This is a genomic window from Micromonospora sp. DT229 (assembly GCF_049844505.1).
Lineage (GTDB): Bacteria > Actinomycetota > Actinomycetes > Mycobacteriales > Micromonosporaceae > Micromonospora.
Map to the genome: position 1 here is coordinate 96471 of NZ_JBNCLD010000019.1, position 25575 is coordinate 122045.

At 68.7% G+C, this 25575-nt stretch carries 25 protein-coding genes; 16 read left to right on the forward strand and 9 right to left on the reverse strand.

Translation table 11 applies throughout. The annotated features are described in order from the left end of the window. Nucleotides 1-40 precede the first annotated feature (40 nt). Genes ngcE through ACLQ2T_RS24215 form a run of 3 tightly spaced genes read left to right on the forward strand, consistent with a single transcriptional unit; the run spans nucleotide 41 to nucleotide 3382 of the window. The gene (gene ngcE, locus ACLQ2T_RS24205) at nucleotides 41-1444 is read left to right on the forward strand and encodes an N-acetylglucosamine/diacetylchitobiose ABC transporter substrate-binding protein (protein WP_425768654.1); all 1404 of its coding nucleotides are present in this window, start codon (nucleotides 41-43) and stop codon (nucleotides 1442-1444) included. A gap of 29 nt (nucleotides 1445-1473) precedes the next feature. Continuing rightward, the gene (locus ACLQ2T_RS24210; protein WP_425768655.1) at nucleotides 1474-2415 is read left to right on the forward strand and encodes a carbohydrate ABC transporter permease; all 942 of its coding nucleotides are present in this window, start codon (nucleotides 1474-1476) and stop codon (nucleotides 2413-2415) included. 13 nt (nucleotides 2416-2428) lie between these two features. Continuing rightward, a complete protein-coding gene (locus ACLQ2T_RS24215) occupies nucleotides 2429-3382 on the forward strand; it encodes a carbohydrate ABC transporter permease (RefSeq protein ID WP_425768656.1) in 954 nt (317 codons plus the stop codon). An 87-nt stretch (nucleotides 3383-3469) separates the two neighbouring features. Here ACLQ2T_RS24215 and ACLQ2T_RS24220 read toward each other — a convergent pair whose 3' ends face one another. Continuing rightward, nucleotides 3470-4171: an ArsR/SmtB family transcription factor gene (locus ACLQ2T_RS24220; protein WP_425768657.1), complete on the reverse strand. Its 702-nt coding sequence runs from the start codon at nucleotides 4169-4171 to the stop codon at nucleotides 3470-3472. 100 nt (nucleotides 4172-4271) lie between these two features. On the opposite strand from ACLQ2T_RS24220, the gene ACLQ2T_RS24225 reads away from it, so the two are divergent. The 9 genes from ACLQ2T_RS24225 to ACLQ2T_RS24265 all read left to right on the forward strand — a co-directional run bounded on the left by ACLQ2T_RS24225 (nucleotide 4272) and on the right by ACLQ2T_RS24265 (nucleotide 11206). Continuing rightward, nucleotides 4272-4898: a hypothetical protein gene (locus tag ACLQ2T_RS24225; RefSeq protein WP_425768658.1), complete on the forward strand. Its 627-nt coding sequence runs from the start codon at nucleotides 4272-4274 to the stop codon at nucleotides 4896-4898. Beyond that, complete coding sequence (locus ACLQ2T_RS24230) at nucleotides 4895-5635, forward strand: isocitrate lyase/PEP mutase family protein (RefSeq protein ID WP_425768659.1); 741 nt, start codon at nucleotides 4895-4897, stop codon at nucleotides 5633-5635. Before ACLQ2T_RS24225 ends, ACLQ2T_RS24230 begins: the two co-directional genes overlap by 4 nt. A gap of 192 nt (nucleotides 5636-5827) precedes the next feature. After that, complete coding sequence (locus ACLQ2T_RS24235) at nucleotides 5828-6208, forward strand: hypothetical protein (RefSeq protein WP_425768660.1); 381 nt, start codon at nucleotides 5828-5830, stop codon at nucleotides 6206-6208. A gap of 27 nt (nucleotides 6209-6235) precedes the next feature. Next, nucleotides 6236-6625, forward strand: a complete 390-nt coding sequence (locus tag ACLQ2T_RS24240; protein WP_425768661.1) for a hypothetical protein — start codon at nucleotides 6236-6238, stop codon at nucleotides 6623-6625. Nucleotides 6626-6671: 46 nt separating this feature from the next. Next, on the forward strand, nucleotides 6672-7046 hold the full coding sequence (locus ACLQ2T_RS24245) for a hypothetical protein (RefSeq protein ID WP_425768662.1): 375 nt from the start codon (nucleotides 6672-6674) through the stop codon (nucleotides 7044-7046). 67 nt (nucleotides 7047-7113) lie between these two features. Continuing rightward, a complete protein-coding gene (locus ACLQ2T_RS24250) occupies nucleotides 7114-8790 on the forward strand; it encodes a bifunctional 3'-5' exonuclease/DNA polymerase (RefSeq protein ID WP_425768663.1) in 1677 nt (558 codons plus the stop codon). A gap of 89 nt (nucleotides 8791-8879) precedes the next feature. Beyond that, entirely contained in the window at nucleotides 8880-9377 is a 498-nt protein-coding gene (locus tag ACLQ2T_RS24255) for a SigE family RNA polymerase sigma factor (RefSeq protein ID WP_425768664.1), read from the forward strand. Continuing rightward, complete coding sequence (locus tag ACLQ2T_RS24260; protein ID WP_425768665.1) at nucleotides 9374-10417, forward strand: hypothetical protein; 1044 nt, start codon at nucleotides 9374-9376, stop codon at nucleotides 10415-10417. The genes ACLQ2T_RS24255 and ACLQ2T_RS24260 overlap by 4 nt, the downstream gene beginning before the upstream one ends. A gap of 195 nt (nucleotides 10418-10612) precedes the next feature. Continuing rightward, nucleotides 10613-11206, forward strand: coding sequence for a nucleotidyltransferase family protein (locus tag ACLQ2T_RS24265; RefSeq protein WP_425768666.1), 594 nt, complete (start codon nucleotides 10613-10615; stop codon nucleotides 11204-11206). 164 nt (nucleotides 11207-11370) lie between these two features. Here the strand turns inward: ACLQ2T_RS24265 and ACLQ2T_RS24270 are convergent, their stop codons facing one another. The 4 genes from ACLQ2T_RS24270 to ACLQ2T_RS24285 all read right to left on the reverse strand — a co-directional run bounded on the left by ACLQ2T_RS24270 (nucleotide 11371) and on the right by ACLQ2T_RS24285 (nucleotide 17333). Then, nucleotides 11371-12768 (reverse strand): GH1 family beta-glucosidase, encoded by a 1398-nt coding sequence (locus tag ACLQ2T_RS24270; RefSeq protein ID WP_425768667.1) that lies wholly within the window; start codon nucleotides 12766-12768, stop codon nucleotides 11371-11373. Next, a complete protein-coding gene (gene yicI / locus ACLQ2T_RS24275; protein WP_425768668.1) occupies nucleotides 12765-14996 on the reverse strand; it encodes an alpha-xylosidase in 2232 nt (743 codons plus the stop codon). The genes ACLQ2T_RS24270 and yicI overlap by 4 nt, the downstream gene beginning before the upstream one ends. Before the next feature lie 40 nt (nucleotides 14997-15036). Continuing rightward, a complete protein-coding gene (locus ACLQ2T_RS24280; RefSeq protein WP_425768680.1) occupies nucleotides 15037-16146 on the reverse strand; it encodes a LacI family DNA-binding transcriptional regulator in 1110 nt (369 codons plus the stop codon). A 377-nt stretch (nucleotides 16147-16523) separates the two neighbouring features. Further along, nucleotides 16524-17333 (reverse strand): metal-dependent hydrolase, encoded by an 810-nt coding sequence (locus tag ACLQ2T_RS24285; RefSeq protein ID WP_425768669.1) that lies wholly within the window; start codon nucleotides 17331-17333, stop codon nucleotides 16524-16526. A 407-nt stretch (nucleotides 17334-17740) separates the two neighbouring features. On the opposite strand from ACLQ2T_RS24285, the gene ACLQ2T_RS24290 reads away from it, so the two are divergent. Beyond that, nucleotides 17741-18226: a VanZ family protein gene (locus ACLQ2T_RS24290; RefSeq protein ID WP_425768670.1), complete on the forward strand. Its 486-nt coding sequence runs from the start codon at nucleotides 17741-17743 to the stop codon at nucleotides 18224-18226. Between the two features lie 323 nt (nucleotides 18227-18549). Here the strand turns inward: ACLQ2T_RS24290 and ACLQ2T_RS24295 are convergent, their stop codons facing one another. Beyond that, nucleotides 18550-18756 (reverse strand): hypothetical protein, encoded by a 207-nt coding sequence (locus ACLQ2T_RS24295; protein ID WP_327025103.1) that lies wholly within the window; start codon nucleotides 18754-18756, stop codon nucleotides 18550-18552. A 680-nt stretch (nucleotides 18757-19436) separates the two neighbouring features. Between ACLQ2T_RS24295 and ACLQ2T_RS24300 the strand changes: the two genes are divergently transcribed. The 3 genes from ACLQ2T_RS24300 (at nucleotide 19437) to ACLQ2T_RS24310 (ending at nucleotide 20847) form a co-directional block, all read left to right on the forward strand. Further along, nucleotides 19437-19805 (forward strand): DUF6244 family protein, encoded by a 369-nt coding sequence (locus ACLQ2T_RS24300; RefSeq protein ID WP_425768681.1) that lies wholly within the window; start codon nucleotides 19437-19439, stop codon nucleotides 19803-19805. 191 nt (nucleotides 19806-19996) lie between these two features. Continuing rightward, nucleotides 19997-20395 (forward strand): hypothetical protein, encoded by a 399-nt coding sequence (locus ACLQ2T_RS24305; protein ID WP_425768682.1) that lies wholly within the window; start codon nucleotides 19997-19999, stop codon nucleotides 20393-20395. Continuing rightward, entirely contained in the window at nucleotides 20395-20847 is a 453-nt protein-coding gene (locus tag ACLQ2T_RS24310) for a SitI3 family protein (protein ID WP_425768671.1), read from the forward strand. Before ACLQ2T_RS24305 ends, ACLQ2T_RS24310 begins: the two co-directional genes overlap by 1 nt. 153 nt (nucleotides 20848-21000) lie before the next feature. Here the strand turns inward: ACLQ2T_RS24310 and ACLQ2T_RS24315 are convergent, their stop codons facing one another. The 3 genes from ACLQ2T_RS24315 to ACLQ2T_RS24325 form a co-directional block, all read right to left on the reverse strand. Further along, nucleotides 21001-24099, reverse strand: coding sequence for a type I restriction endonuclease subunit R (locus tag ACLQ2T_RS24315; RefSeq protein WP_425768672.1), 3099 nt, complete (start codon nucleotides 24097-24099; stop codon nucleotides 21001-21003). A gap of 74 nt (nucleotides 24100-24173) precedes the next feature. Continuing rightward, nucleotides 24174-25349, reverse strand: a complete 1176-nt coding sequence (locus ACLQ2T_RS24320; protein ID WP_425768673.1) for a restriction endonuclease subunit S — start codon at nucleotides 25347-25349, stop codon at nucleotides 24174-24176. Nucleotides 25350-25366: 17 nt separating this feature from the next. Then, nucleotides 25367-25575 (reverse strand): hypothetical protein (locus ACLQ2T_RS24325; RefSeq protein WP_425768674.1); only part of this gene is annotated, 209 nt, incomplete at its 5' end.

Here is a 25575-nt window from a genome sequence, read left to right on the forward strand (position 1 = left end):
GCCGATTCACCTGACCCGACACCACAAGGAGAGCCGAACGATGTCCGTCAACCCCGAACTCGACCGCCGGACCCTGCTGCGCCGCGCGGCGGCCGCGGGTCTCCTGGTGACCCCCGCCGCCGGTCTGCTCAGCGCCTGCGCCGGCAGCACGCCCAGCCCGAGCAACGACAACGCCGGGGCGAAGAGCGACGACAACCCCTTCGGCGTGCAGGAGAACAGCGCCGTCAAGGTGGTCATCTTCAACGGTGGCCTGGGTGACGCCTGGGCGCAGGAAGACAAGGCGATCTTCAACGCCAAGCACCCGACCGTCACGGTCAACATGAGCTCCACCCAGAAGATCAAGACCGAAGAGCAGCCGAAGATGGCGACCACCCCCAGCGACGTCGTGATGAACTCCGGCGCCGACATGATGGACGTCAGCACCCTGGTCAACGAGGGCGCCATCGAGCCGCTGGACGACCTGCTCGCCGCCCCGGCCTGGGACAGCCCGGGGACGGTGGCGGACACCCTGCTGCCGGGCACCGTGGCCGACGGCACCTTCCAGGGCAAGTTCTACGTGGTGAACGTCGCCTACACCGTCTGGGGCAACTGGTACAACGACGCCCTGTTCAGCAAGGAGGGCTGGGCGCCGCCGAAGACCTTCGACGAGTTCTTCGCCCTCGCCCCGAAGATCAAGGCCAAGGGCATCGCACCGTACGTCTACGACGCCGTGCACGGTTACTACCCGCGCTGGGCGCTGATGGCCACCATCTGGAAGTCGGCCGGTAAGCAGGCGGTCATCGACATCGACAACCTGAAGGAGAACGCCTGGCGGGCCGAGGGCGTGCTGCCCGCGCTGGAGCAGTGGGAGAAGCTGGTCAAGGACAAGCTGCTGCTGCCCGGCCGGCTGGACCACACCCAGTCGCAGCAGGCCTGGCTGGACGGCAAGGCCGCCTTCATCCAGGTCGGCACCTGGCTGAAGAACGAGATGGCGGCGACCATCCCGCCCGGCTTCGAGATGAAGATCTCCGACTACTGGGGTCTGGGCGCCACCGACAAGGCCCCCAACGACGTGTACGCCGGTGCCGGCGAGAACATCGTGGTGCCGAGCAAGGCGCCGAACAAGGCGGCGGCCAAGGAGTTCCTGCGGGCGGTGCTCTCCAAGGCCGGCTCGGCGAAGTTCGCCGAGCTGACCAAGTCCCTGGCCTCGACCGTGGGCTCCGGCGACAAGGTCCAGGACTCGGCACTGGCCAGCGCCAACGAGCTGATGAAGAACGCGCCGAAGGACCTGGTCTCGGTCAAGTTCTGGAACTTCTACGCCGACCTGGACAAGGAGAGCCAGAACCTCTCCCAGGAGCTGATGGCCGGCCGGGTCACCGCCGCGCAGTTCGTCGACAAGATGCAGGCCGCCGCGGACAAGGTGGCCAAGGATTCGTCGATCACCAAGCAGACCCGCGACGCCTGACACCCGACCGAACGAGGAAGTGAGCGGCGATGCGGCACGGTGTTGGGCGTTTCGTCACGGGTTTCCTGGCGCTGCCGGTCGGGCTGTACCTCTTCTACGTGGTGTGGCCCTTCCTCCAGGCGGCCGGATACTCGCTGACCGACTGGGGCGGCTACTCCGACCGGCAACAGTTCGTCGGGCTGGAGAACTACCTCCGGCTGTTCTCCGACGAGCTGATCAGGAAGGCGTTCTGGCACAACGTCTTCTTCCTGGTCACCGTGCCGCTGTTCACCATCGCGCTGGCCCTGTTCCTGGCGTTCCTGCTCAATGTGGGCGGACGCGAGGACAAGGCCGGCATCCGGGGGGTCTTCGGCTCCGGCCTGTACAAGGTGATCTTCTTCTTCCCGCAGGTGCTGTCCCTGGTCGTCATCGCGGTGATGTGGCAACAGATCTACCGCGCGGACGGCCAGGGCCTGATCAACGGCGTACTGATGAAGATCGGTCTGGTCGACCAGAACGACCCGATCACCTTCGTGTACGACCCGGAGCCCTTCCTCGGCGTACCGGCGGTGTTGTGGTGGCTGTTGGTGATCGCGGTCTGGAGCGGCGCCGGTTTCTACATGGTGTTGTTCTCGGCGGCTATGCAGTCCATCCCGAAGGACATCTACGAGGCGGCCATCCTCGACGGCGCGGGCCGCTTCCACACCTTCTTCCGGATCACCCTGCCGCTGCTGCGGGACACCGTCTCGGTGGCCTGGGTGTACCTGGGCTTCATCGCGCTGGACATGTTCGCGCTGGTCTACATCATGACCCCCAGCCAGGGCGGCCCGAACCACGCCAGCGAGATCTTCGCCTCGGTGATCAACTTCAACGCCTTCCAGCGGGGCCAGTTCGGCTACGCCTGTGCGATCGCGGTGGCCCTGGCGATCTTCACGATCCTGCTGGCCGCGTTGCAGCTGCGGATCACCCGTCGTGAGCGCATCGAGTACTGAGGAGACACCGACGATGAGCACGGTGACCCACCCTCCGGCCGGGCCCGGTCAGGCCCCACCGTCGGACCGTACGCCGGGCCCACGCGCCGCCGTCGACGGCGGCGGCGCCGGGGCGAAGATCTTCAACGGCTTCTCGCATCTCTTCCTGGCCGTCTGGGCGATCATGGTGGTCTACCCGCTGCTGTGGGTGGTCATGTCGGCGCTCAAGACCGACTCGGAGGTCATCCGCAAGCCGCTGTCGCTGTTCCCGGAGACGTTGCAGTGGGACAACTTCGCCCGGGCCTGGACCGAGGGACAGATCGGTTCGTTCTTCCTCAACACCGTGCTGGTGCTGACCGGAAGCGTCTTCCTCACCATGCTGCTCGGCTCGATGGCCGCGTACGTGCTGGCCCGCTACGAGTTCCCCGGCAACCGGCTGATCTACTACATGTTCCTGTCCGGGCTGACCCTGCCGGTCTACCTGGCCGCGGTGCCGCTGTTCAAGGGCGTCTACAACATGGGCGTGACCCTGCCCTTCCTCGGCCCGAACAGCTATTTCATGCTGATCCTGGTCTACGTGGCCTGGTCGCTGGCGTTCACGGTCTTCTTCATGCACTCCTTCTTCCGTACCCTGCCGGACGCGATCGCCGAGGCGGCCATGGTGGACGGGGCCTCCCACAGCCGGTTGTTCTTCAGCGTCATGCTGCCGATGGCCAAACCGGGCCTGATCAGCATCGGCATCTTCAACGTCCTCGGGCAGTGGAACCAGTGGTACCTGCCGACCCTGCTGATGCAGTCGGTGGCCGACGAACCGAAGAAGCAGGTCATCTCCCAGGGCCTGATCGAACTCTCGGTCAACCAGGGCTACCGCTCCGACTGGTCCGGCCTGTTCGCCGGGGTCACCATGGCGATGCTGCCGGTGCTGATCGTCTACATCGTCTTCCAGCGCCAGGTGCAGTCCGGCCTCACCGCCGGTGTGAGCAAGTAACGAGACCGGTGGCGCCTTCGGTGTTCGCGGGCCACGAGACCGGCCACCCGATCGGTGGGCTGCGTGACACCGAGGCCGACAGCCGGCTCACCGATTGTCGAACGTGATGCCCAGGTGGTCGCGGAGCGCGGCGTGCCCCGCAGGGGTGAGCCGTACGGCGCGGCCGGAGCCGATCCGCACCACCCACCGGTTGTCGAGAAACGTCTCGCACAGTTTCGCGCCGGCCAACCCGCCGAGGTGCTCACGGCGTTCCGTCCAGTCGAGGCAGCCGCGCACCAGCGGTCGGCGGCCCGGCCGTGGCTGCGCCGGATCCCAGCCGACCAGGTCGGCCAGCCAGGCCCGTCCGGCGGGAGTCAGAGTGAAGCCGGCGTCGATGTCCAGCAGCCCCTGCCCGGTCATCGCGTCGGTCACCGCCACGCCGATCTGTCCGGCGAGGTGGTCGTAGCAGGTGCGGCCCCGGCGCAGCGCCGCGCTGGCGGTGGCCGCCCGCAGACTGCCGGTGCGGGCAGGACGCGGCTCGGTACGCGCCGCCAGATCTTCCAACAGTTGTGCCACCGAAGGGTCCGCGAGCTGTACGTACCGGTGTCGACCCTGCCGCCGTTCGACGAGCAGGCCGCCGGCGACCAGACGATGCAGGTGCGCGGTGGCGGTGGAGGGCGCGACACCGGCGTGCGCGGCCAGTTCGCTCGCGGTCCACGACCGGCCGTCCAGCAACGCGAGGCAGATCCCCGCACGGGTCTCGTCGGCCAGCAGCGCCGCGAGCCCGGCGAGGTCAGCAGCGAAGGTCACCGGCCAATTGTCGGGTACGACAGTTCGGTGCTCATCGAAGGGTTCTGGCCGTAGCCTTCGCCGCGAGAAGGAGATCCACGGCCGCGAGACGGCCCTCGCCGTGCTGACCAACCCGGCATTCGTGGTGCCACCGGTTCCGCCCGCCTGCGCCGGGGTCGCCTGGCTGCGGGCCACCGTCGGCCGGTTCAGCCAAGGCACCGAGCACGAACGGCGGCGCGCGTTGTCGACGGCGATTCTGGACCAGATCTCGCCGGACTCGCTGCGCCACGCCGGTGCGGTCCACCCGGTGACGGCCCTGGCCCGTCGGCTGGGGGTGACCGGGTCCGTGGTGGAGTTGGTCCGCGACGTGGCGCAGGCCTACCAGCCGGGCACCGGCGACGAGCCGCGGGCGGACGCCGCGGTGGACCGGTTGGTCGCGATCTTCGGCGGCAGCTTCGACGAACCGACCGCAGCCCGCATCGGTGTGCTCGTGCAGGCGTGCGAGGCCACGGCCGCCCTGATCGACCGGACCCGGCACCGGCGGGTCGACGACGTGCTGCGCGATGATCCGCCGGTGCCGGCAACCAGGCGGCAGGCGCTGGTCACCACCACCGTGGCGGGCGTGACCGTCCAGGCCGGCGAGGTGGTCCGGGTACGCCTGGCCGGCGACCTGGCGTTCGGCGCGGGCCCTCGGCGTTGCCCCGGCCGCGCCCATGCGCTCGCGCTGGTGGCCGGAGCACACCGATGAGCGGCTTCGCGGCGTTGCATCGCGCCGGTGACCCGTTGGTCCTGCCGAACGTGTGGGAGGTGGCGTCGGCCCGCCTTCTGGTCGAGGCCGGGTTTCCCGCGCTCGGCACCACCAGTCTCGGCGTCGCGGCCACCAACGGCCTGCCCGACGGCGTCGGCGCGACCGAGGCCGAGAGCCTGGCGCTCGTCCGCAGCCTGGCGGCGCTGCCGGTGCAGCTGACCGTCGACATCGAGACCGGATCGGTCGCCGCGGCGGTCGCGGTGGCCGAGGCCGGCGCGGTGGGGGTGAACGTCGAGGACGCCCTGCGTCCGGCGGCGGAGCACGCGACACTGATCCGCTTGGTGAAGCGGGAGGTGCCGGAGCTGTTCGTCAACGCCCGCACCGACACGCACTGGCAGCGTCCCGGCGATCTGGCCGAGGCGGTCAGCCGGGTACGGCGCTACGCGGACGCCGGTGCGGACGGGGTGTTCATTCCCGGCCTGTCCGAGCCCGCCGACATCGCGGCCGTCGTGGCCGCCGTCGACGTGCCGGTCAACATTCTGTTCCTGCCGGACCGGCACACCGTCGCAGCCCTGGCCGAACTGGGCGTGCGGCGGATCAGCACCGGCTCCCTGCTGTTCCGGGCGGCCCTGGCCGCCATCGTGGACACCGCCACCGCCGTCCGCGACGGCCACCCGATCCGCCCGAACCTGCCACCGTACGCACAGGTGAACGCCGGGTCCGGGCTACCTGGCTGATCAACTCCGTTTCGGCGCGATGGTGGTGTCCCGCTCGCGCGGACCCCGCCATTGCGCCGTAACGGTTCTGCGCCCCGTCGTCCCCGCTTCCTCCGTGGATGAGCGAACCGACATCAGGTGCTTGACTCGTCAATATCTTAACGAGTAAGTTCGATGTAGATCGATGTTTGTCTCACGGAAAGCAGGTGAACCGTGCTGAAGTCCCTTGCTGTCGCCGCGGCCGTGGCAGGAGTGCTTGTCGCCGCCCCTCCCGCCTCGGCGGCAACCGCCGAGTCGGGGTGGGGAAGATATCTGCCCGGAAACTGCCTGCCGGGCACGTTCTGCGGCTGGGCCAACTGGGACCACCCGCCGGAGGGCCCCACCGCGACTCCCTCCCTGGTGACCACCACCGACTGGTCCGGCAGCGTCACGGTGTTCAACTTCTACAACTACACCTCCCGCAACGTCGACATCGACTGGTTCCTGCCGGGGACGGCCTACGCCGGCACCTTCTGCGCCACCCCTGGCGACGCGGACCTGTACGTGCCGATGACCGTGACGAAGGTGGTCTTCCACACGCGCAACTGCCGGTGAATCCCCACCACGAGAAGTAGGTGAACCATGCTCAAGACCATGTTGAAGTCCCTCGCTGCCGCCGCAGCCGTCGCAGGCGTGCTGGCCGCCGCCCCTCCCGCCTCGGCGGCCCCGGCCCAGGCGTCAAACGGAATCTGGCCGTCCGGGAACTGCCCGCAGGGCGTGTTCTGCCTCTGGCCCGAATGGAACGAATGGATGACGCCGGCCCTGACGACCAACACCGACTGGTCCGGCGAGATCCCGGGAGGGCTGTTCTACAACAACACCTCCCGCAACGTCGACATCACCTTCCGCTGGCAGCATGACTCGCCGTGGGGCCCCTTCACCATCTGCCTCACCCCCGGCAACGGGCAGGACACGTACTGGCCCGGGATCGTGACAACGGTAAAAGTCCACACGCAGCCCTGCGTGTGGTGATCCGCTCGGCGAATCCGATACCGACAATCGACAAGTCAGGTGAACCGTGCTCAAGAACATGCTGAAGTCCCTCGCTGTCGCCGCGGCCGTCGCAGGCGTGCTGGTCGCCGCCGCTCCCGCCTCGGCGGCGACCGCGCACACGTCGGATGAGAGCCACCCGCCCGGGAACTGCTCGCAGGGCGTGCTCTGCATCTGGCCTGATTTCAACCCGTGGGGGACTCCGTCCCTGGTGACCGCCGCCAACTGGTCCGGCGGCGTCACCGGGTTGTACTTCTACAACTACACCTCACGCAGCGTCGACATCAGCTTCACGTTCGGCGCGTCGGAGTACACGAGATGTGCCAACCCCGGTGGCGGAGACCTGTATCTGCACGTGAACGTGACGAAGGTGAGCTTCCGCAACGGCACCTGCGTCTGGTGATCCCGTAACACCGCCCGGACGGACCGAGGCGCGGCAGCGTGTCGGTGGGTACGGGCAGGATGGGGGTGTGCTGGTCGCGGTGGTGGCGGGGGAGGGCGGTGCGGGCGTGCTGTGCCCGCTGCGCTCGGACGGGCAGTGCGCCGGTCCGCCCGAGCCCGTCACCGACCTCGCCACCGCCGTCGCCGCGCGGGAGGCCCAGGACCGGCCCCGCTGGGTCTGGGCCTCCGGCGCGACCCTCTACCCCAGCCTGCTGCGCGCCGGGGTCCGGGTCGAGCGCTGCCACGACGTCGAGCTGACCGAGTCCCTGCTGCTCGGCCACGCCGGCCGCTGGGGTGAGCCGCGTTCCCTGGCGGCGGCCTGGGCCCGGCTGACCGGCGCGCCGGTGCCGCCCGATCCGCCGCCGCGGGCCGCCGCCCCACCCGGGGCCGGGCAGGCCGCACTCTTCGAGGCCGTGCCCGGGCCGCCGGGCCCCGGCATCACCGCGTTGACCCGGGTGTACGCCGACCAACTCGACCGCATCGCGGCCACCGGGCATCCCGGCCGGTTCCGCCTGCTGGTGGCCGCCGAGTCGGCCGGCGTGCTGATCGCCGCCGAGATGGGGGCGGCCGGGCTGCCCTGGCGGGCCGACGTGCACGACACCATCCTCACCGAGCTGCTGGGAGAGCCCTCCCCGGTGGGCGGCCCGCCGCGTCGGCTGGCCGAACTGGCCGCCCGGATCGCGGAGGCCTTCGGCGTACGCCAGTTGCATGCCGACTCCCCGGCCGAGCTGCTGCGGGCCTTCTCCCGGGCCGGCATCGACCTGCCCAACACCCGGTCCTGGGTGCTGCGCGGGGTCGACCATCCGGCGGTGCCGCTGGTCCTGGAGTACAAGGAGCTGTACCGGATCTGGACCGCGCACGGCTGGGCCTGGCGGGACGCCTGGGTCCGCGACGGCCGCTTCCAACCGGAGTACGTGCCCGCCGGGGTGGTGTCCGGTCGGTGGGCCACCCGGGGCGGTGGCGCGTTGCAGATCCCGAAGGTGATCCGCCGGGCCGTGGTGGCCGATCCGGGTTGGCGGTTCGTGGTGGCTGACGCCGGGCAGTTGGAGCCCCGGGTGCTGGCGGCCGTCTCCGGTGACGGCGGGCTGGCGCGGGCGGGGGCGACCGGGGACCTGTACGCGGCTCTGGCGCGGGACGCCTTCGGCGGTGACCGGGGGCGGGCGAAGCTGGCCCTGCTCGGTGCGATGTACGGGCAGACCGGCGGGGCGGCCGTACCGGCCCTGGCGGTGTTGCGGCGCAACTACCCGACGGCCTTCGGGTACGTCGAGGCGGCGGCGCGTACCGGTGAGGCCGGCGGGTTGGTGCGCTCCTGGCTGGGGCGTACCTGCCCGCCGGGCACGGCGGGTTTCGCCACCGATGAGGGGCCGGTCGATCCGGACGCGGCCGGCGACCCGCAGTCGCCCCGGGCCCGGGCGGCGCGGTCCCGGGGCCGGTTCACCCGCAACTTCGTCATCCAGGCCACCGCCGCCGAGTGGGCCTCCACCCTGCTGGCGGTGCTGCGCGGCGAGCTGGCCGGCACCGAGGCCGAGCTGGTCTTCTTCCAGCACGACGAGGTGATCGTGCACTGCCCGGCCGAGCAGGCCGAGACGGTGGCCGAGGCGGTCCAGCGGGCCGGTAGGCAGGCCACCGCCCTGCTGTTCGGCGACACCCCGGTGCGCTTCCCGCTGGACCTGTCGATCGTCGAGTCCTACGCCGACGCGGCCTGAGCGAACCGGAACACTGCCCAAGGCAACCTTTCCTCGGGCGCGGCCGGTACTACCTCGGTGAGGCGTCTTGCGGGGAAGGGCGGGCACGGGTGAACACACCGGAGGGTTTCGACGACTTCGTCGCGACTCGGTCGACGCGGTTGCTGCGTACCGCCTTCCTGCTCACTCGGGACTGGGCGCTGGCCGAGGACCTGTTGCAGACCGCGCTGGCGCGGGCCTGGGAGGCGTGGCGGCGCATCGACGGCGATCCCGAGCCGTACGTGCGCCGGATCATCGTCAACACGTACGCCTCCTGGTGGCGACGGCGATGGCGCGGAGAGTTGCCCACCGCCGAGCTTCCCGAGGTGAGTGTGGCGGCGGATCCGCACACCGGCTTCGACGACCGCGACCAGCTCTGGCGCGCCCTGGGGCGGCTGCCGCGCCGACAGCGGGCCGTGCTCGTCCTGCGCTATTTCGAGGAGTTGTCCGAACACGAGGTCGCCGAGACCCTCGGCTGCTCGGTCGGCACGGTCAAGAGCCAGGCCAGCCGGGCGCTGGCCAAGCTGCGACTGGACGAGACGCTAGCTCCGGAAGGGATGCCGCGATGAACCTGACCGATCTCACGCAGGTGCTCGACGAGCGCTCCCACGCCGCGATCGAGCAGGCCACGCACCGGGCCCGGCTGCACGGCGTACGCGCCAAGGTGCGCGCGCGTCGTCGGCGGCGGATCGCGGCCTGGGCCACCGCCGGGGTCGTCGTGGCGGCGACCGTGACTCTCGTCCTCCCCGGAGTGCGTCCGGACCTGACCCCCACTCCCGCGGTCAGCCCGTCGTCGACCCCGACCGTCGAGGGATTCCCGGAGTACGCGAACGGGGCCCGCGTGGTGGCCGCCCGCAGTGTCCCGCTGTCGACGCGCCGGGTCGAGGTGACAGTGGTGCCGACCACCCTCGACCTGGTCATCTTCACCCGCTGCGACGCCGTCGACGAGGACATCACGGTGGAGCGGACGGTACATGTCGCCGGCCGGCTCGTCACCGAGGGAACGTGCCACGACGGCAGCCTGCGTCCGCACGACTGGGCGGGTCTGGGCGTCACGGTCGGCCAACCGGCCACCGTCGTGCTGACCGTCACCGGTGCCTACCGGTCCGGCGACGCGGGCGAGATGGCGGTGCCGGTCCCCGAGCGCGGGGAGGTCGGGATCGCCATCGGCGAGCGGATGCCGTTCGACCGCTTTCCGTTGCCGCCCCGGCCGGCGGGCACCCTCAACCCGCTGACCGAGACGGATCTGCCGGCGGGATGCAGCGAGGCGCTGTGCCAGAACGTCATCATCCTCCGATCGGACCCCCAGGACCCGACCCGCCCGGTGAGCAGGGAGCTGACCTGGCCGACGCTGACGTCCATCGACATGGTGTCCCAGACGCCCGGTCTGCTGCGCGTACGGGTCGCCGGTGTGCAGGTCGCCGTCGGCGAGTGGTGGGACTACCAGGCGACCGGCACCGCGATGTACGGCGACACCGGCGGCCAGTGGAAGAGTGACTTCGACCTCGACCTGCACCACGGTGACCGGGTACGGGTCGAGGTCGTACCCGAGCACGTCACCGGCGCCTGGCAGATCGTCCTGACCCCGGCGGTCGGCGACGGCGGCTAGCGACAGCGCCGACCACTGTCGGTCCGCCAACCTCATCGAGTAGCAAATGATTGGCGAAGGATACCCAAATTATACGATTTGCCCCGCCACCCTCCTTTGGCGCCAGTCGTTGCAATCGGTGTGCGTAGGAGGGGGACGGCCAGGGCCAGGCCGCCCCACGTGGGAGGGAGCCCGGCTCTGAACCGGATCGCAGGAATGATCATCGCCGCAGGGGGTGGTCGCCGTATCGGCGGCCCGGAGGCCCTGCTGCACCAGGGCGGTAAGCCCCTGGTCGACCAGATGATCGACACGCTGACCGAGGCGGGCTGCGGGCAGATCGTGGTCGTCCTCGGCGCCGCGGCCGACCAGGTCCGCGAGACCGCCGACCTGGACCGCGCCACCGTGGTGGTCAACCGGGCCTGGGGTACCGGGGTCGGCTCATCCATCCGCGCCGGCCTGGCCGGGTTGGACGACGACCGCATCGAGGCGGTAGTGGTGGTGCCGGTGGACATGCCCGGGTTGACCGCCGCCGCCGTTCGCCGGGTGACCGCCCTGCCCTTCCCGGACGTGCTGGTCTGCGCCACCTACAACGGCCTGCGCGGCTACCCCATGCTGTTCGGCCGCCGGCACTGGGCCGGCATCGCCACCCTGGCCAGCGCCGACGTCGGGGCCCGCCCCTACCTGCTGGCCCACAAGGACCAGATCGTCGACATCGCCTGCGACGCCGTAGCCGACGGCAGCCGCGTAGACACCCCCGAACTCATGGCCCTCTATGGCCTCTCCGTCCCCGAACAACGCATCCCCGTCTAGCCCCACCCCCGCACGCCCCCGCGCCCCCACCCCGCCCGCCCCAGCGCGGCCCCTCTCCCCGTCGATCTTGCACTTTTGGTCGCCGAGATGGGCGGAATGCCACCTATGCGGGGACAGAAAGTGCAAGATCGACGGGCGCTCAGGCCCGCGTTAGGGCGTGGTGGTCAGGGGAGGGTGTTGGTGGTGGTCAGGGTGCGGTACCAGTGGGCGGAGTCTTTCCAGGTGCGTTGCTGGGTGTCGTAGTCGACGTGGATGATGCCGAAGCGGCGGTCGTAGCCGTACGCCCACTCGAAGTTGTCCAGCAGGGACCAGACGAAGTAGCCGCGTACGTCCGCGCCGGCGGCCATCGCGACGTGGGTGGCGGCGATGTGGCGGCGCAGGTAGTCGACGCGGCGGTCGTCGTGGACGGCGCCGTCGGGGGAGACCTCGTCGTCGAAGGCGGCACCGTTCTCGGTGATCATCAGTGGCAGGTCGGGATATTCGCGGTGCAGCCGCAGCAGCAGCTCGGTCAACCCGGCCGGTTCGATGTTCCAGCCCATCGCGGTGTACGGGCCGGGCTGCGGCAGGAACTCCACCTGCTCCGAGCCGACCCAGGCCGAGTGCGCCGAGCGGCCGTGCCCGTCGGAGTCCGACTTCGGTGACGCGCCGTCCCAGGCGCGGACCAGGGTGGTCGAGTAGTAGTTGACCCCGAGCACGTCCAACGGCACCGCCGAGGTGCGCTCGTCGCCGTCGCGGACGAAGGACCAGTCGGTGACACCGGCGGTGTCGGCCAGCAGGTCGGCCGGGTATGCCCCGTCCAGCATCGGGCCGAGGAAGGCCCGGTTGGCCAGCGCGTCGATGCGGCGTACCGCGTCGGCGTCGGCGGCCGAGTCCGAGGCCGGTCGGATCACGTGCAGGTTCAAGGTGACCGACAGTTGCGCGGCGGGTGCCAGCTCCCGGATCACCCGCCCGGCCAGCCCGTGGGCCAGGTTCAGATGGTGTACGGCGGCCAGCGCCGCAGCCGGTTCGGTACGCCCCGGCGCGTGCACCCCGGAGGCGTACCCGAGGTAGGCCGAGCACCACGGCTCGTTGAAGGTGGTCCAGGTGTGCACCCGGTCGCCGAGGGCCCCGACGATGGCGGTGGCGTAGTCCGCGAAGCGCGCGGCGGTGTCCCGCGCCGGCCAACCCCCGGCGTCCTCCAACTCCTGCGGCAGGTCCCAGTGGTACAGCGTGGCCACCGGCTGGATGCCCAGCTCCAACAGCCGGTCCACCAGCCGGGAGTAGAAGTCCACCCCGGCCTGGTTGATCGGCCCGGAACCGCCGGGCTGCACCCGGGGCCAGGCGATCGAGAACCGGTACGCCCCGACACCCAGGGCGGCCAACTGGTCGAGGTCGTCGGCCCAGCGGTGGTAGTGGTCGGCCGCCACGTCGCCGGTGTCCCCGTTGAGGGTGCGTCCCGGGGTGTGGCTGTAGGTGTCCCAGATCGAGGGTCCCCGGCCGCCCTCCTTGGCCGCCCCCTCGATCTGGTACGCCGCCGTGGCCGTACCCCAGATGAAGCCCGGGGGGAACCGTACGTCGCTCACCTTGCCACCTCCGTGATCTCGCAGCGGTATCCGGCCGAGACTCCCGCCACCACCTCGGCGGTGGCCGTCCCGTCGCGGTAGTGCACCTCGAACTCGGTGCCCGGCCCGTCGCCCGGCGACGGTATCCGTACCCGGGTGCGTTGCCCCGGCGTCGGGGCGTACAGCCGCAACCGGACGTCGTCGGCCCACGGGTAGTCGGGCCGGTCGGTGACCGACCCGAAGGGGATGACCGCGCCCGGCCGGGCCAGCACCGGCACGGTGTCGAAGCCGTGCTTCTCGTTCACCCAACCCGGCCCGGTGACCTGGGCCCCGGTCATCAGGTTCGTCCAGGTGCCGGCCGGTACGTAGTAGGTGACCTGCCCGTCGGCGCTCATCACCGGGGCGACCAGCAGGTCCGGCCCGAGCATGTACTGCCGGTCCAGGTAGGCGGTGGTCGGGTCGTCCGGGAACTCCAGGATCATCGGCCGCATCACCGGTATCCCCTCCCGGTGGGCCTCGTCGGCTGCCGCCGCCAGGTACGGCATCAGGCTCAACTTGAGCCGGGTGAACCGGCGCAGCACCTCGACGGCCTCCTCGTCGTACGCCCACGGCACCCGGTACGAGCCGGAGCCGTGCAGCCGGGAGTGGGAGGAGAGCATCCCGAAGGCGATCCAGCGTTTGAACACCGCCGCATCCGGGGTGCCCTCGAAGCCGCCGATGTCGTGGCTCCAGTACCCGAAGCCGGAGGCGGCCAGGGACAGCCCACCGCGCAGCGACTCCGCCATGGCCACGAAGGTGGACTCGCAGTCGCCACCCCAGTGCACCGGGAACTGTTGCCCACCGGCGGTCGCCGAGCGGGCGAAGACCACGGCCTCACCCGTCCCGCGTTCGGCCTCCAGCAACTCGAAGACGGTCTTGTTGTAGAGGTAGGAGTAGTAGTTGTGCATCCGCTGCGGGTCGGCGCCGTCGTGCCAGATCACCTCGGTCGGGATGCGTTCCCCGAAGTCGGTCTTGAAACAGTCGACGCCCATGTCGAGCAGCACCTTGAGCTTGTCGGCGTACCACCGCGCGGCCTCGGGGTTGGTGAAGTCGACGAGCGCCATCCCGGCCTGCCACTTGTCCCACTGCCAGATCGACCCGTCCGGGTTGCGGACCAGGTAGCCGGCCTGCCGTCCCTCCTCGAACAGGTACGACCGCTGGGCGATGTACGGGTTGATCCAGACGCACACCTTCAGCCCGCGCTCGTGCAGCCGGCGCAGCATCCCCTCCGGGTCCGGGAAGGTGGCCGGGTCCCAGATGAAGTCGACCCAGTGGAACTGCCGCATCCAGAAGCAGTCGAAGTGGAACACCGACAGCGGCAGGTCCCGCTCGGCCATCCCGTCGATGAACTCGGTGACGGTCTTCTCGTCGTACGAGGTGGTGAACGAGGTGGACAGCCACAGCCCGTACGACCAGGGGGGCACCCGGGCCGGGCGGCCGGTCAGCGCGGTGTAGCGGCGCAGCACCTCCTTCGGGCTGGGCCCGTCGATCACGTGGTAGGTCAGCGACTGTCCGGGCACGCTGAACTGGGTCTGCGACACCACCTCGGAACCCACCTCGAACGACACGTGCTCCGGGTGGTCCACGAACACCCCGTAGCCGGCGCTGCTGAGGTAGAACGGCACGTTCTTGTACGCCTGCTCGCTGGCCGTGCCACCGTCGGCGTTCCAGATCTCCACCGTCTGGCCGTTCTTGACGTACGCCCCGAAGCGCTCGCCCAGCCCGTAGATGGTCTCCCCGACGCCGAGCGTCAACCGGTCGTGCACGTACTTGCCGCCCTCGGCGTCCGTGACCACCCCGATGCTGCGTTCCGTGGAGGAGGTGACCAGCCGGTCGCCGCGCAGGAAGTCGACCTGCCAGGGCCCGGTCAGCGCCACCCGGACAGTCAACTCCCCGGTGGTCAACCGGGCGCTGAGCCCGGTCACCTCCACCTGCACCGGATGATCGGTGGCCTCGGCCAGGGTGAAGCGGGGCTGTTTGGGCAGCCCACCATGGTGGTGCCCGACGGTCACCCCGACCACCCCAGGGGCGGGGGAGAAGAAGCGTACGGTGACCACCGGGCGGTTGAGGGTGTCACCCCGGCCGGTGATCCTGCCGATGGGCGCGAACACGGTGAACGAGCGTTCGTCCGGCTCCACCGATTCCACCGCGCCGGGTCGCAGCACGGTGACGCCGGGACGCAGTTGCCAGTACCCGTCGGTGAACTTCACTTGTCGGCTCCTGCCTGATGAGTGTCGGGCCGGTTCTTCGTCAGGGCCCGCGTCGGGTCACCGCGCGACGCAGGGCCGCGGTGTCGTCGTCCGCACCGGGCCGTCGGCGGCCGCCGGCTTGCGGGTCCGCAACCCTGCCGCCTTCGGTACGCGGTGGGCCGCTCGATCCGCGTACCTGAAGGGCGCACGGCAGCAGTTGCTGGTGGATCTCCCGGTCACCGCCGTCGACCTGCCGCAGCAGCATCTCGATGGCGATGCGGCCCAGTGCCGTCCCGGGCGAGTTCATCGCGGTCAGTGCCGGGGTGGCCAGTTCGGCTACCTGCGGCGAGGTGACCATCGAGACCACGGAGACGTCGTCCGGCACGCTCATGCCACGGCTGTGGAGTTCGCCGAGCAGGCCGAAGACCGCGCTCTCGTTCATCGCCAGGATCGCGGTCAGATCCGGTGCCTGGCGCAGGGCGGTGGCCAGGGCGCGGCGCCCGCCGGCCGCACTGTCCTGGGTGGGGATCATCATCGGCTCCAGACCGTGTGCCGCCATCGCGGCGGTGAAGGCGTCCCGGGTACGCAGGGCCGGGCCGTACCCCTCGGCGATGGCCTCGGCGGAGTGGTTGACGTACACGATCCGCCGGTGGCCGAGGTCCACCAGGTGCCCGACCGCCTCCGCCACCGTCCGGTCGAAGTCGATGTCCACGTACGACAGATCAGTGGTGTCGGCGGTGCGGCCGATGAGCACCAGCGGCATGTCGAGTTCACGCAGCACCTCCACCCGCGGATCGTGCAGTTGCACCTCCATCAGCAGCGCCCCGTCGAGCATCCGCTGACTGGCCAGCCGGCGCAGTTCGTCGCGTTCGCCGACCCCGATGGGGGCGAGCACCAGGTGGTAGCCGGCCGCGCTGGCACCGGCCGCCGCGCCAGTGACGAAGGCGGTCTCGGTGGCGCCCAGGCCGCGTTCGTCCATCGGCAGCAGCAGGCCCAGAATCCGGCTGCGCCGGCTGGCCAGCCCACGGGCCATGGCGTTGGGCTGATAGTCCAACTCCGCCATGGCGGCCAGCACCTTGTCCCGGGTGGCCTGGGAGATCGGGCGGGCCCCGGTGAGCACGTACGACACCGTGCTGACCGACACCTGGGCCAGGCGCGCCACATCATGCATGGTCGCCACCCCGGCACCTCCCTGCGGTAAGCCGGCCCCGTGCATCGAAGCGGTTAGTCGAAACGTTTCGACGAACGTAGGCCACACGCTACGGCCACGTCAATAGGCGAACATGAATAAACCCCCACCCCACCCCACCCGCCCCACGCCCGCCGCTCGCCCCGTTGATCATGAGGTTAGCGGCAGTCGAGGAGATCAACACTGCCGTCAACCTCATGGTCAACGACCCTGGGGGCCGGCCGGGAGGGCTGCGGGTGGGTGGGGGGCGGGGGGTGGGGGGGCGGGGGGGGGGGGGGGGGGGGGGGGGGTGGGGGGGGGGGGGGGGGGGGGGGGGGGGGGGGGGGGGGGGGGGGCCCGGGGGGGGGGGGGGGGGGGGGTTAGCCGTCGATGTTGAACTTGTTCAGGAGGGTGGGGGCTAGCAGGCCGATCGAGGCCAGGATCGAGATGACGGTCAGTGCGGGGCGGACGATGGCCATCTCGGTGCGCCCGCCGGCCCGCAGAGCGATCTTGTCGGGCAGGCTGATCGGTGTCCACATCCGGCGTTTGATCGGGATCGGCCAGAGGATCGGCACCCCGGCTCTGGTGATCATGTCGCCGAGGATGTGCACGAAGCAGCCCACCCCGACCGCCAGCCCGATCAACGGGTACCCCCGATCACCCGGCAGGTTGGTCGCGGTGACCACGGCCGCACCGGCGGAGATCAGGGTGACGATGAGCCAGCCCGCCCGCTCGGCCCACTTGTCGAACAACCCGCGCAGCGCCAGACCGATCATGAAGAACAGGATGCCGATGACCGCCCACTTGCCGTACTTCGCGCACAGAGTGGTGGTGCCCCAGCCGACCAGCACGGTGAACGGGATGGTGTGGGTCAGGGTCCGGTGGCCGTTGTTGCGCTTGGGGTCGCGGCTGAGCTTGGTGGCGTAGTAGACGCCCAGCGAGATCTTCTCCACCACCTCGGCGATGAACAACGAGAAGACCCCGAAGGTACGGGCCACGGTCGCCCCACCCTTGTTGCGGGTCACCTTGCCGGACAGGTCGAGGTCGGGCAGCAGGGCCCCACCGGCACAGACGGCCGTGCCGGCGGCCAGGGCCAACGGAGACTGCTCGTAGTCGTAGAACTGCTGTAGCGCCCAGGACCCGCTCAGCCATACCGCCGCGCCGGACAACGCGTGCGATGGACCCATCATCTCGGCTCGCCCTCCCCAGGGATCTTGAGCGCCAAAACTACGTCACTGTAGTTCGCCGCGCCGCCGCAGGGGCATCACTGTAATGTCCACAAGAGACAACATCGGAGCATGATCCGCAGACCGAGCCGACCACCAGGGAGTATGGCAGTCGGAACCGGCTCGCCAGGGCACTGTGTCGGCCATGGGACGCGGCCTGCCGCCCAAGCGCTACCCGAGGAGACCACACGGTTCATCCGGCTGCTCCGGGTGGCGCGCCGGCCGGTCAGGCATCGGAATCGATGTGGCCCTGCTTCTCCACACACATCGTTGGCGTGGGGTGACACCCGGCCGGACTATGATGCGTCCCGATGATCCCGGGCGGGTACCTGCGTTGGCTTCCGGTCATGGTGACTGCCGTGGCTCTCGTCATGGCCAGCCTGGTCGGCAGACGTCACCTCGTGGCCTGTTACCGGCAGCGCGGCGTCCCAGCGGAGCTGGCGGTCCGGCGGGCCTTGGCCACGACGGTCATGGCGGTCTGGACGCTGCCGTGGCTGATGGTGGTCCTCACCCCACTCGACGCACCCCGAGAGGTTCGGCTGGTGCCGCTGCGTGACCTTGTGGAGATCCTCGCCGGCCATCCGCTGACCGCGTTCTTCCAGATCGTGGGCAATCTACTGGTGTTCGCGGCGGTGGGGTTCGGTCTGGGCATGGGGTGGCAGGTCCGGTTCGCATCTGTGGTCGTAGCGGTTGCAGGCATGTCGACCGCGGTGGAAGCCCTGCAGTACGCCCTCGCGCTCGGACGCGTCTCATCGATCGACGACGTGCTGTTGAACGCGACGGGTGCAGGCCTGGCCGTCCTCGCGGCACGTCGGCTGCCCGTTCCCGATCGCCTGCTGTCACCACCGTCGCGATAGCCTCTCCCGGTCACGGAGCCGGACACCCACCACGGCGTGGGACAACCGCCTCCACCGCTGGTCGCGTCGCAGCCCGGCTGGAGTAGCCGGAACCTCTCGGCGTCCGGTCATGCCGCGAGTCGCGCGCTACCCGACGGGTCACGGCCTGTTTGGCGGCCGACGCCGGTTCCTGCCGAGTCGAGTCTGCTGTTGGAACAGGGCCGGGACTGACCGTGCCCTGAGCGCCACCCGAGTGGCTCGCCTTCACCGTCCTGCAACGAACCTGCGGCTAGACGCCGGTAGCGGCCGCAGCTACAACACGGCCGTTACCAGGAGGTCCGAAGTCAGCCGCTTCGACGGTTGCCGTACTGGCGAGGACTCTGCACCGTGCCGGAACGGCCGTGGGCGCGGCTCGCGGTACCCCCGGTGTGGTTGGCGGTGGGCTTGCCCTTGGACCGGCGTGCCGCCCGGTTCTCGAAGGGCTGTGGCTGCTCCTCGGTTTCCGCTTCGGCGTCAGCGGTGGGATCGGCGTCGCTGGTGGCGTCGGTCATCGGTGTCTCCTCGTGCTGTGCAGGACTGGGCTGTTCGCGGCGGATCTGGAAGCGTGGCCGCCGCGATACGCAGACGGTAGCGGGCACGCCGACCCGAGTCGGCACCGACTGCCTGGTTAACCATCCAGTCACGCAGAGCCCTCGCCGGGGTGATCCAACCACGACGCCGTCCGGGCACCCGATTTGTCGCGATGTGATCGGCTGCCTGGCGCTAGATGTTTCCGGTTCGGTGGGACTACGTCGTTCGTCGGGGTGACGCCGTATATAGGTAACGGCGGTTCCTGCCAGGGTGCCGACGGTCAGGGCGAAGGCCAGCGGGATGAAGAGGTCCCACGGTGCTGGCAGCCCGCGACCGAGAATGATGCCGGCCACCAGGCATCCGGCGGTGGTGATCGTTAGGGCGAGCGCTGCTCGTAGCCGGTATTCCGGCGGACTCGTGGCATTCCGAGGGCGGCCACGCCGGCAGTGTCGCCCCATCCGATGGCAGCGGCCGTCAAGGCGATCACCACGCCGATGTCGACCTGCCGACGAACTCTCGCCACTGGCAAGCCCCAGGAAGGGAACCTTCCTGCTGTACCCGGACGTGTGTGCAAGGTCCGCGCCCAGCAGTCGTGGATAGCCGGGTCGGATCGACTCCTCGACGCCGTCCGGGGCGGCGAGAGTGGTGGATCCGGCTCGATATCGGTGCACGTCTGGAGCGGGCGCGGAGCCTCACCGCAGCGGCCGATCATCAGGTTGAGGCGGTTCGCGCTGCCGCGAGTGTGCCTCGGGAGGCTGCCACTCCGCAGGAGACCATCGCCGCGCTGGCGCAGGTGCAGCAGGCAATCGCGGGTGCCCGTGAGGCCACCGCCGCGACGATCGGCCATGTCGATCAGGCCAGGCAACTCGTCGGTACGGTGCTGCGGGGTGGACAACCGGGTCCGCTTCTGCAGTCTCTTGACGGCGTCAAGCAGGTCTTGGTGCTTGTAGTGCAGCGTTGTGGCGCCGTGCAGCTGGCTGCTGAGGCGGCGGTCGGGCAGGCGCGGGGATTGGGGTCGTCGGGAAACTGATCGAGGCTGGTCTTTCCCCACCGGCCAGCCCTGCGCCGATGATCCGCGGCGATGCGCCGCGTGTGGTGTCCGAGCAGCAACAGGACGATCTTCCGGCGTGGGGTAGAAAGGCCACCGGGATCGAGAATGGCACGCCGACTGGTCCGCGGACCCGAGTCGGGGCCAGGACGGACGACAGCACCCGACGAGCTCTGGAGCTGGAGAACGAGTGTGCCGACACCGTTGCCGTCAAGGGTTACCGGGTGCATCAGAATCCCACGGCACAGCAGGTCGGCGACGCCCGTGACCGTACCGGTGACCGTGGTAACCCGGACAAGGACCCCGACTATCTCATCGAGGGGCACGTCTTCGACTGCTACTCGCCACAGGCCCGGACCTCGGTGCGCAACGTGTGGAGCCAGGTCCGGGAGAAGGTCGACGATGAGCAGACGCAGCGGGTGGTGCTCAACTTGAAGGATTGGGAGGGTGACGTGGCGGCTTTGCGGCGGCAGTTCGACAAGTGGCCGATCGGCGGGTTGAAGGAACTGGCGGTGGTCACCCGCGACGGTAGGATCCGTCAGATCGTCCGCGAGACTGAGAGGGCGTCCTGATGGCCGTGGAGTTCCGCCTGGTCCTGGCCGGTGCCCCGCCCGTCGCAGAGGTAGCTGCCCTGACCGCTGCCGACCCCCGCGAAGTCCCACGTCCAGCGTCGAACCCTGCCCTTTTCTCCGCCCGCCTGTACGAGCAACGCGGCTACGCCATCACCGTCCGCGCCGGAACGGACGGCTATTGGGAGGCCGAAGCGGACGGCGAGGCCCGCTGGGAATGGACCCCCACGTCGTATGTCTCCGTGACTTTCTCCATGCGGGCCGACGACATCGTCGAGACGGGGATCCCCAACATGATGGCGGCGGTCAGGAGGGCCCTCGCCGGCCGCGCCGAGGACGCGGCACTGGTGCAGGACGGCAACTACCTTCTCCTGACCCGAACCGACGGCGTTGTCCACACCTACCGCCCGGACTGGTGGCACCACTACCACCTCGACCGTTCCTTCACCGACTGACCTGCACCGCGTGCCACTCGCGGGCTGGGGGAGTCAGCTCGTGTGGATCGTGATGAGGTCTTCGAGTAGGTCCATCACCCTGGCTCGTGGCTGGCGGCCGGTCTCGACGACGCGGGAGTCCAATCGCCGTCTCCAGTCCGGAACCTCCCTAGGCTAGGGCGCCGTCCTCGATCCCATTTCGGGACCGGGGTGCCACACGTCCGTCTGCTGATCGATCGCTGCTTCGTGGAAGGCGTCCGCGAGAGCCATGATGACGGCGTTGATGCCGGGGCCGTCGCTGAAGAAGTAGTCGGCCATGGTGTTGTGGGCCTCCTGGTTGTCGATGACTGCCTCGGTGACCGCTGCTTGGAAGTCCTGCGATTCCATGAACTGCTTCTTCGAGTTGACCTTGGCCTGGTTGACCAGGTCCGGGTAAGCGAGCAGGCGCTCTACCAGTCCTTGGACGAACTCACGGATCTGAGAGGAGGAGAACGACTCGGCACCGAAGAGGTCGTTCATCTTGTCGATGACGACCTGTAGTGCGACGTACTTCGGCTCCTTCCGGGTGCCGGTGCCGGCGGCGCCGATGCCCTTGAGCTGGCCGTCACCGGTCAGCGAGATGTCGACTGCGGTCGCCTTGGTGTGCTTGACCCCGACCAGGATCACGTCGGAGAGGTCGACCTCTGCGGCCCAGGAGGAATCGGTGATGACCTTCTCCAGGAGCCGTAGGAAGGTCGACAGACTCTCCATGTAGGTGTCGCCGTAGTTGACGATTTGGCTCATGAAGTCGTAGAGCCGGACGTAGGTGGAGACGTCCTTGCGGAACAGGTCGAGGGTGTTGAGGGTGACCTTGTCGTCGGCCTCGATCGCCGCAGCGTAGCGGCGGGCGAAGTCGTTCTTGGCAGGGCTGATCGCGGCCGAGAGCGCGTTGTTGCCTTTGTGGGCGACCCACAGTGCGGCGACCTCGCGCACCTGCTCTGGTGTGTAGATCCCGGCCTGGGCGAGTTTGTTGGAGAGGTGGACGACGACGTACGGGTCGGTCTCGGTCTCCAGGGTGGCGTTGGTGAAGTACGGCTCGAACGCAGTCCGGATGTCCTCAGGCTTGTTCACGAAGTCGATGACGAACGTTTTTTGCTTCTGCTCCCCGCCCGCAGTGCGGTGAGTGCGGTTGAGCCGGGACAGCGTCTGCACGGCGGTGACCCCGGAGAGCTTCTTGTCGACGTACATGGCCGAGAGCAACGGCTGGTCGAACCCTGTCTGGTACTTGTTGGCGACCAGCATGATCTTGTATGTCGCGCCCTTGAAAGCGGCGGCCAGGTCCCCGCCGGCTCCGGGGTTCAGCTTGGCCTCGGTGAACTCGTCGTCTTTGCTTGGCTGCGGCCCCCAGTCCGAAGTCCACTCCTCGTTCTCGGGCATGGTGACCGAGCCTGAGAAGGCGACCAGGGTGCGGTAGTTGTACGAGGCGTCCTCGGCGGCCCGCTTGGCGATGTAGGCGTCGATCGCCTTCTTGTACTTCACTGCCGCCCTGCGCGAGTCGGTCACGACCATCGCCTTTGCCTTGCCCTCCAGCAGGTGGGCGACGTTGATATGGAAGTGCTCGACGATGATCTGCACCTTCTGGCTGATGTTGGTCGGGTGCAGCTTCACCCACCGCATCAGCCCCTTACGCGCCGTGGCCTCTTCCACCAGCTCGCCGTCGGCGCTCTCGGCCCGGCCGGCGATCTTCAGTGCGGTGTCGTAGGACTGGTAGCCCCTGAGCACGTCGAGGATGTAGCCCTCCTCGATCGCCTGCCGCATCGAGTAGAGGTGGAACTCGACCGGCTTCCCGTCGGGACCTTTGCGACCGAACAGCTCCAGGGTCTTGTTCTTCGGCGTCGCAGTGAACGCGAAGTAGGAGATGTTCTCCGACTCGGCCCGCTCGGTCATCTCCGCGGCCAAGATCGCCTCGACGTCGACCGCACCGCCCTCCTCGATTTCCTTGACCTCCTCTGCGGTCAACACAGCCCGCAGCTTGGAGGAGATCTTCCCGGACTGCGACGAGTGCGCCTCGTCGGCGATCACCGCGAACCGCCGCCCCTTCAGCGACGAGTCGGCCCGGATCTCATTGAGGGCGAACGGGAAGGTCTGCACCGTCACCGCGATGATCAGCTCCCCGTTCTTCAATGCGGTCGCGAGCAGCCCGGATTTCGACTTCGCCCCCGCTTTGCGAACGTCCTGTGGGCTGATCGTGGCCACGATCTTCCCCGGCCCGTCAATCTGTCGGATCGCCTCCTGGAGCTGCCCGTCGAGCACGTTGCGGTCCACGACCACAATCACCGAGTCGAAGACCTTCTCGTCGTTCACGTGCAGCCGCGCCAGCCGGTGCGCGGTCCAGGCGATGGTGTTCGTCTTGCCCGACCCTGCCGAGTGCTCGATCAGGTAGCGATGCCCCACCCCCTCCTCGCGCACTGCGGCCACGATCTTCGTCACGGCCTCCCACTGGTGGAACCGAGGGAAAAGCATGCTTGTACGCCGTACCGACGTGCCGGTCGCGACATCCCACTCCTCCTTGGTCTCCACGATCATCAACCGACCGATGATGGTGAGCCAGGCGTCCTTCTCCCAGACCCGCTCCCACAGGTACGCCGTCGCCGACCGCCCGTCCTCGCCCGGCGGATTCCCCGCGCCACTCTCGTAGCCCATGTTGAACGGCAGGAAGTGTGTCTTCTCGCCCTCCAACTTGGTGGTCATCGCGGCCAGGTCGTTGGAGACCGCGAAGTGCACCAGCGCCCGGTGCCCGAACGACAACAGCGGCTCCGGCCGCCCGTTGGTCAGCGGGTGCCGGTTCTTGCGGTACTGGTTGATCGCCTCGTCGAGAGACTGGGTGAAGTCGGTCTTCAGCTCGACGGTGGCCACCGGGAGCCCGTTGACGAAGAAAACCAGGTCGATGCTGCGTCGGTCGGCGTTGGAGAAGTGCACTTGCCGCATCACCCGCACCCGCATCGCCGCGTACTGCTCGTTGGTGGTCGCGTTCAAGCTGGTGTCGGGCCGGAACTGTGCCATCTTCAACCGACCACCACCGATGTACAGCACCCCGTTACGCAGGATGTTCAGCGTCCCGCCACCATGCTCAAGAGGCTTGTCGAGCGCCGTGGTCAGCACGTCGAGGAACTTCGCCTGCGACCCCGCCGCCTTCAACGCCTTCGCGTACGCCGGCTTCTGGGCCTCCTCTAGCCAGGCGAACAGGTCCTCGGGAAAGAGTGCCCGCTCCCTGTCGTAACCAGTGTCATTCACCGAGTAGAGCCACCCTCGGGACTCCAGGTGCGCGCAGATCTCAGACTCAAAGACGGCCTCGCTATGATCGGCGGTCACGCCATCTCCCGTAAGTCGATCTGCCCCGTCACCGCCGCCGTGATCAGCGCCGCCCGGCGCTCACGGGCGAGCTCGATGAACCGCACCGTCTCAGCGATCAGCGCGTCAATTTTCGCGGTTTGTTCGTCGAGGTAGACCGCAATGGCCCGCTGCTCGTCGAGCCGAGGAAGGTAAAGTTCGATCTCCCTCAGCTTTTCGCCGGTGAGGTGAACGAACGAGACAGCCCCGTAGTGATTGGCGTAGTAGGCGGACTCGTAGAGACGGAGCATCGACCAGTACACGAACCGTGCATCTGCCTGCGGTCCAACCCGTAGGCGGTTGACGGTCTTCTGAAAAGCGATCCCTGGCGCCGAATCAAACATGAATCCTGGACGTCCGACCGTGGCGCCGCCCTCGATTAGGAGGACATCGCCCGCGCGGAGGTCGAACACCTCCATCTCTGCTTCGGAGAACGGCATCTCATTGAGGTCCACAAGATTCACCGAGCCATCCGCACGAACATCTGCTGCCCGGACGTACGGCCGCAGATGGTCTCCGTCGCGGACCGCACGGCCCGCGTCGAGCATTTTCCCCAGACTGGTCTCACCGATGTGCTTTATCCGGCGACGAACCCATGAGTCGGTCGGTGCCAACGCGGATGAAATAACGGATCTCCGCCTCTCGCGGAGCATGTCGATCAGGCGCTGCTGCTCCTCTGTGAGCATGTCGATGCGGGCGGTCTCGCGGTCGAGGTAGCTGGCGATGGCGCACTGCGTGGTATATCCGGGGATGTACGCGTCGATCGTCTTCAGGACGGAGAAGGGGACCTCGGTGGTCCGGACGTTGGCTTGGTCGCCTGCGCCGATCCCGCGCTCGCGCTTGATGAGTTCCTCTGTGAACCACGATGACTTCATCAAGTAGGCGATGAAGTTCGGGTTGGTTCCTTCACGTGGCCGCATGACCTCGTAGTGGTAGGTCACGAGACCATCTTCTGCGGCGACGCCCATGGCACCAGCGCGAATGCTCATCTTGTTGAAAACGACGTCGTTCCGTCGGCATACCTTGTACGCGTCTAGCGACTCCGCTCGCTGAGGCGCATCCGTGAGTTGACTGCGCCGGATGACGCCCCGTGTCTGAGACACCGACATCAATGGAAGGTCGATGCCGGGGATGCGCTCGTCGATCTTCTCCATCACGTACCCGAATCGCGTCATTGCTCGACCTCCCGCAGCAGATCGAGGATCTTGGCGACCTGTTTCTCCAGGTCGGCGTCGATCTCGGCGAGAGGGCGGGGCGGGATGTACTTGTAGAAATGCCGCGTGAAGGGGATCTCATAGCCGGTCTTAGAGCGTGTCTCGGGTGGCGGTTGGGCGGCCTGGTCTGGTAGATCTTTTCTACTGTGGACGAGCGGTTGATCCT

Bases quoted from the DNA above. Each gene is read 5' to 3' on its own strand.
- ngcE (WP_425768654.1), top strand. From the start codon at position 41: ATGTCCGTCAACCCCGAACTCGACCGCCGGACCCTGCTGCGCCGCGCG.
- ACLQ2T_RS24210 (WP_425768655.1), top strand. From the start codon at position 1,474: ATGCGGCACGGTGTTGGGCGTTTCGTCACGGGTTTCCTGGCGCTGCCG.
- ACLQ2T_RS24215 (WP_425768656.1), top strand. From the start codon at position 2,429: ATGAGCACGGTGACCCACCCTCCGGCCGGGCCCGGTCAGGCCCCACCG.
- ACLQ2T_RS24230 (WP_425768659.1), top strand. From the start codon at position 4,895: ATGAGCGGCTTCGCGGCGTTGCATCGCGCCGGTGACCCGTTGGTCCTG.
- ACLQ2T_RS24240 (WP_425768661.1), top strand. From the start codon at position 6,236: ATGCTCAAGACCATGTTGAAGTCCCTCGCTGCCGCCGCAGCCGTCGCA.
- ACLQ2T_RS24260 (WP_425768665.1), top strand. From the start codon at position 9,374: ATGAACCTGACCGATCTCACGCAGGTGCTCGACGAGCGCTCCCACGCC.
- ACLQ2T_RS24265 (WP_425768666.1), top strand. From the start codon at position 10,613: ATGATCATCGCCGCAGGGGGTGGTCGCCGTATCGGCGGCCCGGAGGCC.
- ACLQ2T_RS24280 (WP_425768680.1), bottom strand. From the start codon at position 16,146: ATGCATGATGTGGCGCGCCTGGCCCAGGTGTCGGTCAGCACGGTGTCG.
- ACLQ2T_RS24285 (WP_425768669.1), bottom strand. From the start codon at position 17,333: ATGATGGGTCCATCGCACGCGTTGTCCGGCGCGGCGGTATGGCTGAGC.
- ACLQ2T_RS24290 (WP_425768670.1), top strand. From the start codon at position 17,741: ATGGCCAGCCTGGTCGGCAGACGTCACCTCGTGGCCTGTTACCGGCAG.
- ACLQ2T_RS24295 (WP_327025103.1), bottom strand. From the start codon at position 18,756: ATGACCGACGCCACCAGCGACGCCGATCCCACCGCTGACGCCGAAGCG.
- ACLQ2T_RS24310 (WP_425768671.1), top strand. From the start codon at position 20,395: ATGGCCGTGGAGTTCCGCCTGGTCCTGGCCGGTGCCCCGCCCGTCGCA.
- ACLQ2T_RS24320 (WP_425768673.1), bottom strand. From the start codon at position 25,349: ATGGAGAAGATCGACGAGCGCATCCCCGGCATCGACCTTCCATTGATG.